The organism is Streptomyces sp. NPDC085524 (genome assembly GCF_044541755.1).
Lineage (GTDB): Bacteria > Actinomycetota > Actinomycetes > Streptomycetales > Streptomycetaceae > Streptomyces.
This window is the reverse complement of record NZ_JBITTH010000025.1, coordinates 106,511-120,793: the sequence shown is the minus strand read 5'-3', so window position 1 is coordinate 120,793 and position 14,283 is coordinate 106,511. Positions and strand designations below refer to the sequence as shown.

Below are 14,283 nucleotides of genomic sequence, written 5' to 3'. Positions count from 1 at the left end.
GTAATCTGGCGGCCTGAAGTGTGGAGAGCGGCGGGATTTCGTGGAACAGCAGACAGGTGGGGGCACCGTGCTCGCGGGCCGGTACCGGCTCGTCGAGCCCATCGGCCGCGGCGGCATGGGCAAGGTGTGGCGCGCGCATGACGAGCTGCTGCACAGGACCGTCGCCGTCAAGGAACTGACGGCGGGTCTGTACGTCGCCCAGGCCGACCGGGACGTCATGCACGCCCGCACGCAGAAGGAGGCACGGGCCGCGGCCCGGATCCAGCACCCTGCGGTCGTCACCGTCCACGACGTGCTGGAGCACGACGACCGGCCCTGGATCGTCATGGAGTACATCGACGGTCCCTCCCTCGCCGACGCGGCCAAGGCGGCCGGGCGGATCGAGCCCCGCGAGGCGGCCAGGATCGGCCTGCACGTGCTGGGCGCGCTGCGCGCCGCGCACGCGGTCGGCGTGCTGCACCGGGACGTGAAGCCGGGCAACGTGCTGCTGGCCAAGGACGGCCGGGTGCTGCTCACGGACTTCGGGATCGCCGCGATCGAGGGGGACTCCTCCATCACGCGCACCGGCGAGATCGTCGGCTCCATCGACTACCTGGCCCCCGAACGGGTCACCGGCGGGACCCCCGGCACGGCCTCCGACCTGTGGTCGCTCGGCGCCACCCTCTACACGGCGGTCGAGGCCCGGTCGCCGTTCCGCCGTACCTCGCCCATCTCCAGCCTCCAGGCCGTCGTCAACGACGAGCCGCCCGCCCTGCGCCAGTCCGGGGCGCTGGGCCCGGTGATCACGGCCCTGCTGCGCAAGGACCCCGCGGAGCGCCCCTCGGCGGAGGAGGCCGAGCGGATGCTGCTGGAGGCGATGGAGGGCCGCGAGCCGAAGGCGGCGCAGGCGTACGTGCCCACGCGCGCGGTCACGCCGGAAGAGCTCGCCCCGGCGCAGGAGCCGCCCGAGGAGCGGCCCGCCCCCGTGGAGCCCGCGCAGACCGCCGCGCTGCCGGAACAGCCGGCTCCCGCGCCGGCCTCCGCCGACCAGGGCGGCGGCTGGCTCAAGCGCGCCGCGGTGGTGGCGCTGGTGGCGGCGCTGCTCGGCGGCGGCGGTGTGTTCGGGGTCCTCAAGTACACCGGGGGCTCGGAGGACGACAAGGTCGCGAGTGCGACGGGCGGGCAGTCGGGCGAGGACGGGAAGCCGCGGGCGGCGGCCCCGCCGGCCGGCTTCAACAAGGTCACCGACCCCATCGCCGGGTTCACCCTGTTCGTCCCGGACGGCTGGACGCGCAAGGCGAACGGCGACCAGATCGACTACACCCCGGACGACGGGAAGCACTTCATCCGGATCGCCGCCGACCCCACCCCGGACTACCAGGACCCGTACGCGCACCTGCTCGACCTGGAGAAGCAGGTGAAGAAGCGGACGGACTACAAGAAGGTGCGGCTGAACCAGAACACCTTCCGGGACAGCACCCGGGCCGCGCTCTGGGACTTCAGCTGGACGGAGAAGCAGACCCACCCCGGTCCGCGCCGGGCCAAGGAGCAGATGTACGTCGCCCCGGACGGCACGGAGTACGCGATCTACATGTCGAGCCCCATCGCCGACTGGGCCACGACCGAGCAGCAGTTCGACATCGTGCTCAGCGGCTGGGAGCCGCCCGCTCCGAAGTCCTGATTCCACCACTCCGCCAGCAATCACTGGCGGAAATGTCAAAATCCGGTTACCCACGGGTACCCAAAGGCTCGCGGGCGCAATACGCTCACCGCCATGACGGATTCGCAGGCCCCCGCCGCCCCTCTCCGGACCGCGCCGCAGCCCACCAACCCGGTAGCCCCGGCCCCGGCCGGCGCCCGTACCGCCGCCGACGTGGTCACTGCCGACCTGGTCGCCCGGCTGACCCGCGGAGTGATCGGCTCCGGCCGCACCGCCAACCACACCCCCTTCACCGGGGACCGGCTCGCGGAGCTTCCCGAGGCCACCCCCGAGGAGGTGGCCGAGGCCTTCGAGCGGGCCCGCGCCGCACAGCCCGCCTGGGCGGCCGTCCCCGCGCGCAAGCGGGCCGCGGTGCTGCTGCGCTTCCACGACCTGGTGCTGGCCCGGCAGGCCGAGGTCCTCGACCTCATCCAGCTGGAGACCGGCAAGGCCCGCCTGCACGCCCACGAGGAGGTCCAGGCGGTCGCCGTCGCGGCCCGCCACTACGGCCGGAAGGCCCCCGCGTACCTGCGCCCCAAGGGCCACACGGGTGCCATGCCCACGCTGACCAAGGTCACCGAGCTGCGCCAGCCGCGCGGGGTCGTCGGCCAGATCGCCCCCTGGAACTACCCGCTCGAGCTGTCGGTCGGCGACGCCCTGCCCGCCTTCGTCGCGGGCAACGCGCTGGTCATGAAGCCCGACACCGAGACCGCGCTGACCGCCCTGTGGGCCCGCGACCTGCTGATCGAGGCCGGTCTGCCCGCCGAGGTCTTCCAGATAGTGCTGGGCGAGGGCCCCGTGGTCGGCCCCGAGGTGGTCCGGCACGCGGACTACGTCTCCTTCACCGGCTCCACCCGTACCGGCCGCGAGGTCGCCCGGGGCGCCGCCGACCGCCTCGTCGGGGTCTCCCTCGAACTCGGCGGCAAGAACGCCATGCTCGTCCTGCACGACGCCGACATCGAGAAGGCCGCCGCGGGAGCCGTCCGCGCCTGCTTCTCCTCCGCCGGCCAGCTGTGCATCTCCATCGAGCGGCTCTACGTCCACGCCTCGATCGCCGACGCCTTCGTCGAGCGGTTCGCCGCCCGCACCAAGGCCATGCGCCTGGGCGGCTCGCTCTCCTACGGCGCCGACATGGGCTCCCTGGTCGGCGAACGCCAGCTGGAGACCGTGACGCGGCACGTCGACGAGGCCGTCGCCAAGGGCGCCACCCTCGTCGCCGGCGGCACCGCCCGCCCCGACATCGGCCCGCTCTTCTACGAGCCGACCATCCTCGACGGCGTCGAGGCGCCCATGGCGGTCTGCGGCGAGGAGACCTTCGGCCCCGTCGTCTCCATCTACCGGTTCACCGACGAGGACCAGGCCATTGCGGAGGCCAACGCCACCGCCTACGGCCTCAACTCCAGCGTCTGGACCAAGGACTCCCGCCGCGGCCACGCCGTCGCCGCCCGCCTGCGCACCGGCACCGTCAACATCAACGAGGGCTACGCCCCCGCCTACGGCAGTGCCCAGGCGCCCATGGGCGGCATGAAGGACTCCGGCCTCGGCCGCCGCCACGGCTCCGAGGGCATCCTCAAGTACACCGAGGCCCAGACCGTCGCCCACCAGCGACTGCTCCCGATGGCGCCCTCCCTGGGCATGGACGACGAGAAGTACGCGGCGTTCATGACCCGCAGCCTCAAGGTCATGAAGGCCCTCCGACTCCGCTAAAGGGGCAGCACGTGTCTGAGCCGTACGACTACGACGTCATCGTCATCGGATCGGGCTTCGGGGGGTCGGTCTCGGCACTGCGCCTCACCGAGAAGGGCTACCGGGTCGGCGTCCTGGAGGCAGGGCGCCGCTTCACCCGCGAGAGCCTGCCCAGGAACAGCTGGGACCTGCGCAACTACCTGTGGGCCCCGGCCCTCGGGCTGTACGGGATCCAGCGCATCCACCTGCTCGGCAACGTGATGGTGCTCGCGGGCGCCGGCGTGGGCGGCGGCTCGCTCAACTACGCCAACACCCTCTACGTGCCGCCCGCGGCCTTCTTCGAGGACCGCCAGTGGGCGTCCATCACCGACTGGCGCGAGGAACTCGCCCCTTACTACGACCAGGCCAAGCGGATGCTGGGCGTGCGGCTCAACCCGACGATGACCCCCTCCGACGTCCACCTCAAGGCGGCCGCCGAGAAGATGGGCGTCGGGGACTCCTTCCACATGGCGCCGGTCGGCGTCTTCTTCGGCGACGGCGACGACGCCGAAGGACAGCGGAAGGTCCGGCCCGGGGACGAGGTCGCCGACCCCTACTTCGGCGGCGCCGGCCCCTCCCGCAAGGCCTGCACCGAATGCGGCGAGTGCATGACCGGCTGCCGGCACGGCGCGAAGAACACCCTGAACGAGAACTACCTGCACCTCGCCGAACGCGCCGGCGCCGTCATCCACCCGATGACGACGGTCACCGCGCTCTCCGACCACCCGGAGGGCGGCTACCGCGTCCGCACCGTCCCCACCGACGGCCGGCGCAAGGGAAAGGCGAAGGTGCTGCGCGCCCGGTACGTGGTCGTCGCGGCCGGCACCTACGGCACCCAGACCCTGCTGCACACGATGAAGGACCGCGGCGAACTGCCGCACCTCTCGGACCGGCTCGGCGACCTGACCCGCACCAACTCCGAGGGCCTGGTCGGCGCGCAGACCGACGACCGCCGCTACCGCCGGAGGCACGGGAAGGAGCGACGGGCCGACTTCACCCGCGGCGTGGCGATCACCTCGTCCGTGCACCCCAACGCCGATACGCACATCGAGCCCGTCCGCTACGGCAAGGGCTCCAACGCCATGGGGTTCATGACCGTCCTCCAGGTCCCCTACGCCAAGCACCGGGTCCGCGCCTGGTTCGCCCGCACCGCCCGCCACCCCGTGCAGCTGGCGCGTTCCCTGTCCAACCGGCGCTGGTCGGAGCGGACCATCATCGGCCTGGTCATGCAGTCCCTGGACAACTCCCTGACCACCTACCGCAAGCCCGGCGGCATCGGGAAGGGCCTGCTCACCGCCCGCCAGGGCCACGGAGCCCCCAACCCGGTGCAGATCGCGGAGGCCACGCAGGCCGCCACCCTGCTCGCCGAGGAGATCAACGGCTTCCCGGGCAGCAACATCGGCGAGCTGATGGGGACCCCGCTGACCGCGCACTTCCTCGGCGGCTGCCCGATCGGCGCCTCCGCCGAGGAGGGCGTCGTGGACCCGTACCACCGGCTCTACGGGCACCCGGGCATATCGGTGGTGGACGGCGCGGCCGTCTCCGCCAACCTCGGGGTCAACCCCTCGCTCACGATCACCGCGCAGGCGGAGCGGGCGATGTCGTACTGGCCGAACAACGGCGAGCCGGACCAGCGCCCCGAACAGGGCGCGGCGTACGAACGCCTCGCGGCGGTCGAGCCGGTCCGCCCGGCGGTCCCGAAGGAGGCCTTCGGCGCGCTGCGGCTGCCGTTCCTGGCGGTCCCGGAGATCCCGCCGAAGCGGGACCCCGCGCCGTAGCCGGCAACCGGATGGCCGGGCGGGTACCGCGCTCCCCCTCCGAGCGCGGTACCGACCTCGGTACATGAGTGACAGGTGGTCAGCCCGGATGGTTGTACCGGAATCCGCCCTGCGGGGCTGTGGCGTCCGTCACGCAGTGAAAGCGCGCCGTCGCGGGAGGGGTTCGCAGGGCCCGGGCAGGGCGGCGGACCGCCGGGCGCGCGTGGCGCCGTAGGGAGCGGGCACGAAAGAACGGCCGGCCCGGGGCGTCCCCCGGGCCGGCCGTCTTTTGTGGGGTGACCGGGCTGCTGTCCCCTGCCGTCCGGTCACGCGAAGGAGCGAGGTCCCACGACGGGCGCTCCACGGGGCGCCCGTCTCATCGCTCCGGCGGAGCCACGCGTGGTGTTGCGGTCCCGCACCTGGCTGGCGCGGACAACCTCACCAACGAAGGCCCCCGGAGGCCGTCACGGTCCGGACGGGTGACGAACAGGCGTCAGCCGTCAGACGCGGCCCCGGCACAGCTCGAGCAGCGTCATGGCGAGGGCGGTGCCGGGCTTGCCGAGGGCATCGCTCCAATGCGAGAGCACCTCCATCTCGCGTGACAGGTGCACCCGCCGGCCGCCGGAGGAGATCCGGGCGTCCTGGATCACCGTCGAGACGGCCATCCGCTCCTGGATCAGACCGATGATCCGGTCGTCGATGGCGTCGATGCGGACACGGGAGTCGGCGATCAGCTGCTCGGGGGTGGTGGTGATCGTGGTCATGGTCTTCGTCTCCTGTGGGTTCTGGCCGGCAGGAGCGGAACGCAGAGCGCCCCGGTCCTGTCGGACCGGGGCGCTCTGGGAAGTCTGTGGCTCAGGCGAGCATCACGATGACCCATGGCGACCGGACCGGCCGGTGCCATAGGTAAAGAGGAAGCTCAGCTGCTTGCGCACGAGGCGATTATTGCCGCCCGTCCCCCTCGGGGCCAAGCAGGTTCGGATGGTGAGACGAAGAGGGACCCGCGTCCCCCGTTAGAATCGACAAATACAACCACCTCTTCCGCCGGAAGGCCGCCCCGTGCCAGAAGCACCCTCCGCCGCCCACGACAGCGCCCCGGACACGGTTCTCGTCGTCGACTTCGGCGCCCAGTACGCCCAGCTCATCGCCCGCCGCGTCCGCGAGGCACGGGTCTACAGCGAGATCGTGCCGAGCTCGATGCCCGTCGACGAGATGCTGGCCAAGAACCCCAAGGCGATCATCCTCTCCGGCGGCCCGTCCTCCGTGTACGAAGAAGGCGCACCGCAGCTCGACCGCGCGATCTTCGAGGCCGGGATCCCCGTCTTCGGCATGTGCTACGGCTTCCAGCTGATGGCGACCACCCTGGGCGGGACGGTCGACAACACGGGCGCCCGCGAGTACGGCCGCACCCCGCTGTCCGTCTCGAAGTCCGGCTCCACGCTCTTCGAGGGCACCCCCGAGAACCAGTCGGTGTGGATGTCCCACGGCGACGCCTGCTCCGCCGCCCCCGAGGGCTTCACCGTCACCGCGTCGACGAACGTCGTCCCGGTCGCAGCCTTCGAGAACGACGAGAAGAAGCTGTACGGCGTGCAGTACCACCCCGAGGTGATGCACTCCACGCACGGCCAGCAGGTCCTGGAGCACTTCCTCTACCGCGGTGCGGGCCTGGAGCCCAGCTGGACCACCGGCAACATCGTCGAGGAGCAGATCGCGGCCATCAAGGCGCAGGTCGGCGACAAGCGCGCCATCTGCGGCCTCTCCGGCGGCGTGGACTCCGCGGTCGCCGCGGCCCTCGTGCAGAAGGCCATCGGCTCGCAGCTGACCTGCGTCTACGTCGACCACGGCCTGATGCGCAAGGGCGAGACCGAGCAGGTCGAGAAGGACTTCGTCGCCGCCACGGGCGTGCAGCTGAAGGTCGTCGACGCGCAGGAGCGCTTCCTGAACGCGCTGGCCGGCGTCTCCGACCCGGAGACCAAGCGCAAGATCATCGGCCGCGAGTTCATCCGCGTCTTCGAGCAGGCCCAGCTGGAGATCCTGCAGGAGGAAGGCCCCGCGGTCGCCTTCCTGGTCCAGGGCACCCTGTACCCGGACGTCGTCGAGTCGGGCGGCGGCACCGGCACCGCGAACATCAAGTCGCACCACAACGTGGGCGGCCTCCCCGACGACATCGAGTTCGAGCTCGTCGAGCCGCTGCGCCAGCTGTTCAAGGACGAGGTCCGGATGGTCGGCCAGGAACTCGGCCTGCCCGAGGAGATCGTCCAGCGCCAGCCCTTCCCCGGCCCCGGCCTCGGCATCCGCATCGTCGGCGAGGTCACCAAGGAGCGCCTGGACCTGCTGCGCGAGGCCGACGCCATCGCCCGCCACGAGCTGACCGCGGCCGGCCTGGACCGCGAGATCTGGCAGTGCCCGGTCGTGCTGCTGGCCGATGTCCGCAGCGTCGGCGTGCAGGGTGACGGCCGTACCTACGGCCACCCGATCGTCCTGCGCCCCGTCTCCTCCGAGGACGCGATGACCGCGGACTGGACGCGCATGCCGTACGAGGTGCTCGCCCGGATCTCCACCCGCATCACCAACGAGGTGCCGGAGGTCAACCGCGTGGTCCTCGACTGCACGAGCAAGCCCCCGGGCACCATCGAGTGGGAGTAGGGGCCCCCGCCCCCGCAGACGGCGCCGCCGCTCAGCCTGGCTGAGCGGCGGCGCCGTCGTTTGCCCTGACGCCGGCCTCGCACCGGTCGGCGCCGGGACGTCCCCCGGGCTCCGGCCGACTGGGCCCGGCTCCGCCCGACTGGGCCCGGCTCCGTCCGGCTCTCCGGCGGGGCGGCGGCCGGGCCACGGCTCTGGTCTCCTCGGCCTGGCGCGGGTACCTTGCGCCGCGAGCCGAGCCGTCGAAGGAGCGCCCATGCAGGACCAGCCCGTACCCGTGCCCCTGGAGCGGCTCGCCTTCGAGATGCCGCCCCGGTTCGCCACGGCCGACGAGGAGCGCGCGCACCGCAAGGAGCGGCTCGCCGAGGCGCTGCGGCTGCTGGCGCGGCTCGGCTACGGGGGCGGGGTCGGCGGGCAGATCACCGCGCGGGACCCCGAGTTCGAGGACTGCTACTGGGTGAACCCGTTCGGGCGGGCCTTCGCCGGCCTCACCGCCGACGACCTGCTGCTGGTCGACGGGGACGGGCGCGTGCTCCGGGGCGGGCGCCGGGTCAACGAGCTGGCCTTCGCGGTGCACGCCGCCGTCCACCGCTTGCGCCCCGGCGCGGTGGCCGTGGTGCGCGCGCAGGCCCCGTACGGCCGCGCACTCGCGGCACTGGGCGAACTGCTCGCCCCGATCACCGAGGAGGCCTGTGCCTTCTACGAGGACCACGCGCTGCTGGACGAGTTCACCGGCGCGGAGGAGCCCGGCCGGATCGCGCACGCGCTGGGCCCGTACAAGGCGCTGATCCTGCGCAACCGCGGGCTGCTGACGGTCGGGGACTCGGTCGACGCGGCGGTCTGGTGGTTCATCGAGGCGGAGCGGGCGGCGCAGGTGCAGCTGACGGCCCGGGCCGCCGGGAAGGCGGTGCCCGTCGACCATCGCTCGGCGGTCGCCACGCGCGCGCGGTTCGGGTCCGATCTGGCCGCCTGGGTGAGCTACCAGCCCCTCCGAGAAGAGGTGGCGTCAACATCATGAACCGTTAATCACCTGCTCTGACATCGTGCGCAATCCGGAGCACTGCCCCAGTGGTGCACAATTCGCTGGCATTGCACCGTAGTTCAGAGAGGTGGCACGCACGTGGCTGTCCAAGAGATGTCTGAGATGTCCCGCGGTACCCACACGGCCGCCTGCGCCTGCGACGAGTGCGCACGGGAAGGGCACCGCCGCGCGGTCGCCGCGTTCCTGGAGAAGCGCGATGAGTTCGCCTCCGGCCACGGCGTGCCGGCCGCCGTGGCGCACTCCCTCGGCGCCTCCCGCCAGTGGGTCTCGGACGAGCTGACCCTGTCGGCCCGCGCCGCCGCGGACCGCGGCCGGGAGGCCGGGAACTCCTGGCTGTACCTGTTCTCCCGGCGGGCCGTCCTCGCCGTGTGGATCGCCGCCGGGGTCCTGCTGGTGGTCCAGGTCGGCACCGCGCTCGGCACCGGCTGGTCCACCGCCCGCACCGCCGGACTGCTGGCCGCCCTGGTGCTGGCCGGGCTGCTCACGGTCGCGGCACGCGCCCAGTCGGTCCGCGGCGGGCTGCTGGCCCCGCTGGTCGGCGAGGACAACCGGCTGTCCACCTCGAAGGCGGCGGCGAGCGCCTGGGTCGTGCTGACGGCCTTCGCGACGCTGCTGCCCGCCCTGCGGCTGGCGGCCTCCTCCCCGGGCCCCGAGCGCCAGGCCCTCTACGCGGGGCTCGCACTGGACCGGGCGCTGCCGCTGCTGGCGGTGGTGTCGCTGACCTCGGCGGTGGCGGTGCTGGTGCGCCGGGTGGTCTCCGTACAGATCATGGGCCAGCGACTGCAGAAGCTGCCCGCGGACCGGCCGCGCGGGGTGGACCTGCTGACGGACGACGCGGGGCGCGGAAGCTTCCCCGACGCCCAGTACGTGCTGGTGTCCACGGTGGTGCTCGCCTACGCGGGGGTGTCGCTGGCCCGCTTCCCCGCACGGCTCCCCCAGCTGCCCTGGGCGCTGGCGCTGCTGGTGGCGCTGTCGGCCGCGGTGTACCTCGCGGCGAAGTACGCGGAGGGCAGCCGCCCCCTCGTCCTGTCGGTGGTCCGCAGACGCGAGCCCGGGGACCTGGACGCCGCGGTCCGCCCCGGGGACGACCTCGAGATCCGGGGCGTGGGATTCGTACCGCCCGGGGCGCAGACGCCGGAGATGCTGGCCCGGCTGGTGGTGCGGATCGGCACGATCCACGTCCACGTGCCGCTGGTCCCGGTGGCGGGCGGGTTCACCAACCCCTCCGACGCGGTGCTGACCGTGCCGGTGCCCGCGGAAGTGGAGCCGGGACGGATCGACATCCAGGTCATCACGGCCGCAGGAGTGGAATCCAACCGCTGCATCATCGACGTGGCCGAATGATCGGGGTAGACATGAGGGGTGACCCTCACCGGAACTGACGTCCAGTCCAGAGCGGAGGGGCTGCTCGCCCCTGCCTCCCGCCATGCCCTGCTGCCCCTGAGGATCTTCCTCGGCGTGACCTTCGTCTACGCGGGGCTCGACAAACTGACCGACCCCGCATTCCTGTCCGCCACCGGCACGGGATCCATCGGCGACCTGATGCACGGGGTGCGCGACACCGCCGCGATCCCGGCCATGGTGGACCTGGCGCTGAAGGCCCCCATCGGCTTCGCGGTGGCCATCGCCATCGGGGAACTGCTCGTCGGCCTCGGAGTGCTGGCCGGCCTGCTGACCCGGATCGCGGCCCTCGGCGGAGCGCTGATCTCGCTCAGCCTCTGGCTGACGGTGTCGTGGGCGGTGACCCCGTACTACTACGGCAACGACCTGATCTACCTGATGGCATGGACCCCGCTGATCCTCGCCGGGGCGCCCTACCTGTCGCTGGACTCCGTGATCCGGTCGCGCCGGTCCCTGCGCACCGCATAGGTCACCATCCCCACCAGGGCGGCGAGGCAGAGCCCGCCCAGGGCCATGGGGACGACCAGGAACCACGGCACGTCGGCCTCGCCCGCCGCGTCGAGCAGGTACATCACTCCCGCGGTCAGCAGCACGATCCCCGCGAGGAGCCGTCCCGGCTGGAACTCATGACGCGGCACGGGCCACCTCCACCTGTCCGACACCCGCGTGCAGGTGCAGATCGATCGTCCCGCCGGCCTGCGTGCCGGCGGTGGGCGGCAGCGTCTGCGTCTGGGTTTCGCCGCCGCTCTTGATGCGTACGTCCTGGCTGGTCTCCCCGGGCATGTGGATGTCGCCCAGCTTGACCGACACGTCGGCCTGCGCCGTGACCTCCCGGGGCACGATCACCTTCAGCCGGCCCGCCTCGACGGACGCGCGGACCGAAACGGTGGTGCCCTTCGGGACGTCCAGCCGGCTCAGGTCCAGGGTGGCGAGCCCGGTGCCCGCCTCGTACACGGGCCGTACGTCGGCCACCGACGCGGGCCGCCACGCCACCCGCTCGAAGTCGGTGCCGATCTCGGGCGGCAGCGCCGACGCGCCCGCCAGCAGCCCGGCGGTGACGAGCCCCAGCAGAACGGTCCCGAAGCCGGTGCGGCCCTTGACCGAGCTGACCGCGAGACCCAGGCCGAAGACGGCCAGCGCCGCGGCGAGCCCGATCTGGAGGGCGTGGCCGAGCGTGCTGCCCTCCCAGACGGAGGCGGCCCCGGCGATCCCCGCCAGCACGGCCAGTACGAAGATCCGCCCGCCGATCCCGCCGCCCGGGCGCACCGGTGCGGGGGCGGGCTTCTCGGGCGCCCGCGGGGCCGTGCCGCGGGCCGGTGCGTCCTCGGCGTCCGCGGGGCCCCACAGGTACCCGGTGGACCCGACCGGGCCGGTGGTGCCGTCCTTGACCAGCGGGTCCCGCCACCAGGACGGGCTGCCGGGCACGGGCGGGGCCTGCGTCTCCGGCGGCGCGGGGGAGTGCGCGGCCGGCATCTCCGCCTCCGGCGCCCGGGCCCGGCGCCGCTGCGACCAGTACGAGGCACCGCCCAGCGCCAGGACGACCAGGATCGAGAAGACCGCGAGCCCGCCGTTGTCCAGCATCGACAGGAACAGCGCGCAGCCGACCAGGGCCGCGAACACCGCCGCCAGCGTGGCGCCCTCCACCCGGCCGGTCAGCAGCTTCTTCGCCTCGCTCTCCTCCTCGCCCTCCTGCGGGAGCATCAGCCACGCGAAGCCGTAGAAGATCAGCCCGACGCCCCCGGTGACGGTGAGGACGCCCAGGACGATCCGGAAGACCACGGGATCCAGGTCGAAGTACCGGCCCAGCCCTCCGCACACGCCCGCGAGGACCTTGTCGCGCCTGCTGCGGCGAAGGGGCGGCCGGGCGTCGGGGGGCTGCGGGGCCCCGGCACCGGCCGGTGGGGCGTCGTGTACTTCGGTCATGCCTCCATGGTGACGGGCCCGGAACGCCCCGGGCATCCGGCCCAACCCTGGCGCAACCCTGATATCCCCCCGTCCTGAATGGGGGGATGCCCTGATGCCCGGCCGCCCGCGCGCATGTGACCCTTGGTGACATGCCCGTAGCCGCCGCTCCCCACCACGTGCCCGATACCGACGAGGCGCCGCCGCGCAAGCTCTACCGCAGCGCCGACGGCCGGATGCTCGGCGGAGTCGCACGCGGTCTCGCCGGGCACCTCGGCCTGCCCGTGGTCTGGGTCCGCCTCGCCTTCCTCGGCCTGTTCATGTTCGGGGACGGCCTCGGCGTGCTGCTCTACGGCGCGTTCTGGGTCTTCGTACCGCTCGGCGTCGGCGGCCGGTCTGCGAACCGCTCCTTCTTCGAGACCCTCACCGACGGCGGCCGCCACCTGCGCCGCCCCGACAAGGGCCAGGTCCTCGCACTCATAGCCCTCTTCGTCGGCGTGTGGATCTTCATCGCGAAGCTCCAGGCCGGCGGCTCCTCCGGCCGCTACGTGTGGCCGACGCTGCTCGTCGGCGCGGGCGTGGTCCTCGTATGGCGGCAGGCCGACAACGCGCGGCGCGCCCACTGGGGGGACGCCGTCGCGCGTCGCGGCCGGCTGTTCCAGGCCGCCCGGGCCCTCGCCGGGGTCGCCCTCGTCGGCGTGGGCCTGACCGTCTTCATCGTCGTACGGGGCTCCGCCGCGCAGCTCGGCAACGTCCTCACCGCCACCCTCGCCGTCCTCGTCGGCGTCGCCCTGCTCGCCGGTCCCTGGCTGATCCGCATGACGCAGGACCTCTCCGAGGAACGCCTGATGCGCATCCGCGCCCAGGAACGCGCCGAGGTCGCCGCCCACGTCCACGACTCCGTCCTGCACACCCTCACCCTGATCCAGCGCAACGCGGAGGACGTCGGCGAGGTGCGGCGCCTCGCCCGGGCCCAGGAGCGCGAGCTGCGGAACTGGCTCTACAAGCCCGAGGGCACCGGCAAGGACGAGGCCGAGGAGCCGTCCACCCTCGCGGACGCCGTGAAGAAGACCGCCGCCGAGGTGGAGGACCACCACGGGGTGCCCATCGAGGTCGTCGTCGTCGGGGACTGCCCGCTCGACGAGAAGCTGGGCGCACAGATCCAGGCCGCGCGCGAGGCGATGGTCAACGCCGCCAAGTACGGTGGCGAGGGCGGGCCGGTACAGGTGTACGCCGAAGTGGACGGGCAGACGGTGTTCGTGTCCGTACGCGACCGCGGACCGGGTTTCGACATGGACGCGGTACCGGACGACCGCATGGGCGTACGAGAATCGATCATCGGCCGGATGCAGCGCAACGGGGGGACCGCACGACTGCGGTCCGCGCCCGACGGCGGCACGGAAGTCGAGCTGGAGATGGAGAGGGCGGCGAAGGCGGCATGACCGAGGACAGCGCTGAGAAGGAAACCCGGAGGGTCCGGGTGGTACTCGTCGACGACCACCGGATGTTCCGCGCGGGCGTACAGGCGGAGATCGGCGAGACCGACCGGACCGGGGTCGAGGTCGTCGGCGAGGCGGCCGACGTCGACCAGGCCGTCACCGTCATCACCGCCACCCGCCCCGAGGTGGTCCTGCTCGACGTGCACCTGCCCGGCGGCGGCGGGGTCGAGGTGCTGCGGCGCTGCGCCCCGCTGATGGCGGCGGCGGAGAACCCGGTGCGGTTCCTGGCGCTGTCGGTGTCCGACGCCGCCGAGGACGTCATCGGCGTCATCCGGGGCGGCGCCCGCGGGTACGTCACCAAGACCATCACCGGCACCGAACTGGTGAACTCGGTCTTCCGCGTGCAGGACGGCGACGCGGTGTTCTCGCCGCGGCTGGCGGGCTTCGTGCTCGACGCCTTCGCCTCGACGGACGCCCCGCCGATCGACGAGGACCTGGACCGCCTCACCCAGCGCGAGCGCGAGGTGCTGCGGCTGATCGCGCGCGGCTACGCGTACAAGGAGATCGCCAAGCAGCTGTTCATCTCGGTGAAGACGGTCGAATCGCACGTCTCGGCGGTACTCAGGAAGCTCCAGCTCTCCAACCGCCACGAGCTGACCCGCTGGGCCACCGCGCGCCGCCTCGTCTGACGCCTGA

12 protein-coding genes are annotated in these 14,283 nt (G+C 72.7%); 9 read left to right on the top strand and 3 right to left on the bottom strand.

Translation table 11 applies throughout. The annotated features are described in order from the left end of the window. Window positions 1-40: 40 nt before the first annotated feature. The 3 genes from ACIGFK_RS31865 (at window position 41) to ACIGFK_RS31855 (ending at window position 5,181) form a co-directional block, all read left to right on the top strand. Entirely contained in the window at window positions 41-1,660 is a 1,620-nt protein-coding gene (locus ACIGFK_RS31865; RefSeq protein ID WP_376660796.1) for a protein kinase, read from the top strand. A gap of 93 nt (window positions 1,661-1,753) precedes the next feature. After that, a complete protein-coding gene (locus ACIGFK_RS31860; RefSeq protein WP_376660797.1) occupies window positions 1,754-3,385 on the top strand; it encodes a succinic semialdehyde dehydrogenase in 1,632 nt (543 codons plus the stop codon). Between the two features lie 11 nt (window positions 3,386-3,396). Continuing rightward, window positions 3,397-5,181, top strand: a complete 1,785-nt coding sequence (locus ACIGFK_RS31855) for a GMC oxidoreductase (protein WP_400054588.1) — start codon at window positions 3,397-3,399, stop codon at window positions 5,179-5,181. Window positions 5,182-5,660: 479 nt separating this feature from the next. Here ACIGFK_RS31855 and ACIGFK_RS31850 read toward each other — a convergent pair whose 3' ends face one another. Beyond that, window positions 5,661-5,969 carry a chorismate mutase gene (locus ACIGFK_RS31850; protein WP_386467475.1) on the bottom strand — a complete coding sequence of 103 codons (309 nt, stop codon included), beginning with the start codon at window positions 5,967-5,969 and terminating at the stop codon, window positions 5,661-5,663. Between the two features lie 250 nt (window positions 5,970-6,219). On the opposite strand from ACIGFK_RS31850, the gene guaA reads away from it, so the two are divergent. The 4 genes from guaA (at window position 6,220) to ACIGFK_RS31830 (ending at window position 10,714) form a co-directional block, all read left to right on the top strand. Further along, on the top strand, window positions 6,220-7,806 hold the full coding sequence (gene guaA / locus ACIGFK_RS31845) for a glutamine-hydrolyzing GMP synthase (protein WP_376662496.1): 1,587 nt from the start codon (window positions 6,220-6,222) through the stop codon (window positions 7,804-7,806). Window positions 7,807-8,059: 253 nt separating this feature from the next. Then, on the top strand, window positions 8,060-8,821 hold the full coding sequence (locus tag ACIGFK_RS31840; RefSeq protein ID WP_376660510.1) for a class II aldolase/adducin family protein: 762 nt from the start codon (window positions 8,060-8,062) through the stop codon (window positions 8,819-8,821). Between the two features lie 102 nt (window positions 8,822-8,923). Continuing rightward, entirely contained in the window at window positions 8,924-10,189 is a 1,266-nt protein-coding gene (locus tag ACIGFK_RS31835; protein WP_400054585.1) for a hypothetical protein, read from the top strand. An 18-nt stretch (window positions 10,190-10,207) separates the two neighbouring features. Then, a complete protein-coding gene (locus tag ACIGFK_RS31830; RefSeq protein ID WP_376660512.1) occupies window positions 10,208-10,714 on the top strand; it encodes a DoxX family protein in 507 nt (168 codons plus the stop codon). On the opposite strand, the gene ACIGFK_RS31825 is transcribed toward ACIGFK_RS31830, so the two are convergent. After that, a complete protein-coding gene (locus ACIGFK_RS31825; protein ID WP_376660513.1) occupies window positions 10,660-10,884 on the bottom strand; it encodes a hypothetical protein in 225 nt (74 codons plus the stop codon). The genes ACIGFK_RS31830 and ACIGFK_RS31825 overlap by 55 nt on opposite strands. After that, on the bottom strand, window positions 10,871-12,169 hold the full coding sequence (locus tag ACIGFK_RS31820; RefSeq protein ID WP_400054582.1) for a PspC domain-containing protein: 1,299 nt from the start codon (window positions 12,167-12,169) through the stop codon (window positions 10,871-10,873). The genes ACIGFK_RS31825 and ACIGFK_RS31820 overlap by 14 nt, the downstream gene beginning before the upstream one ends. 131 nt (window positions 12,170-12,300) lie before the next feature. Between ACIGFK_RS31820 and ACIGFK_RS31815 the strand changes: the two genes are divergently transcribed. Together ACIGFK_RS31815 and ACIGFK_RS31810 are read left to right on the top strand one after the other, a co-directional pair. Continuing rightward, entirely contained in the window at window positions 12,301-13,590 is a 1,290-nt protein-coding gene (locus tag ACIGFK_RS31815) for a PspC domain-containing protein (RefSeq protein ID WP_376660515.1), read from the top strand. Further along, window positions 13,587-14,276, top strand: a complete 690-nt coding sequence (locus ACIGFK_RS31810) for a LuxR C-terminal-related transcriptional regulator (RefSeq protein ID WP_376660516.1) — start codon at window positions 13,587-13,589, stop codon at window positions 14,274-14,276. Before ACIGFK_RS31815 ends, ACIGFK_RS31810 begins: the two co-directional genes overlap by 4 nt. Window positions 14,277-14,283 lie beyond the last annotated feature (7 nt).

Excerpts from the sequence above, each read along its gene's own strand:
- ACIGFK_RS31840 (WP_376660510.1), top strand. The coding sequence starts at position 8,060 with ATGCAGGACCAGCCCGTACCCGTGCCCCTGGAGCGGCTCGCCTTCGAG.
- ACIGFK_RS31815 (WP_376660515.1), top strand. The coding sequence starts at position 12,301 with ATGCCCGTAGCCGCCGCTCCCCACCACGTGCCCGATACCGACGAGGCG.
- ACIGFK_RS31810 (WP_376660516.1), top strand. The coding sequence starts at position 13,587 with ATGACCGAGGACAGCGCTGAGAAGGAAACCCGGAGGGTCCGGGTGGTA.
- ACIGFK_RS31860 (WP_376660797.1), top strand. The coding sequence starts at position 1,754 with ATGACGGATTCGCAGGCCCCCGCCGCCCCTCTCCGGACCGCGCCGCAG.
- ACIGFK_RS31820 (WP_400054582.1), bottom strand. The coding sequence starts at position 12,169 with ATGACCGAAGTACACGACGCCCCACCGGCCGGTGCCGGGGCCCCGCAG.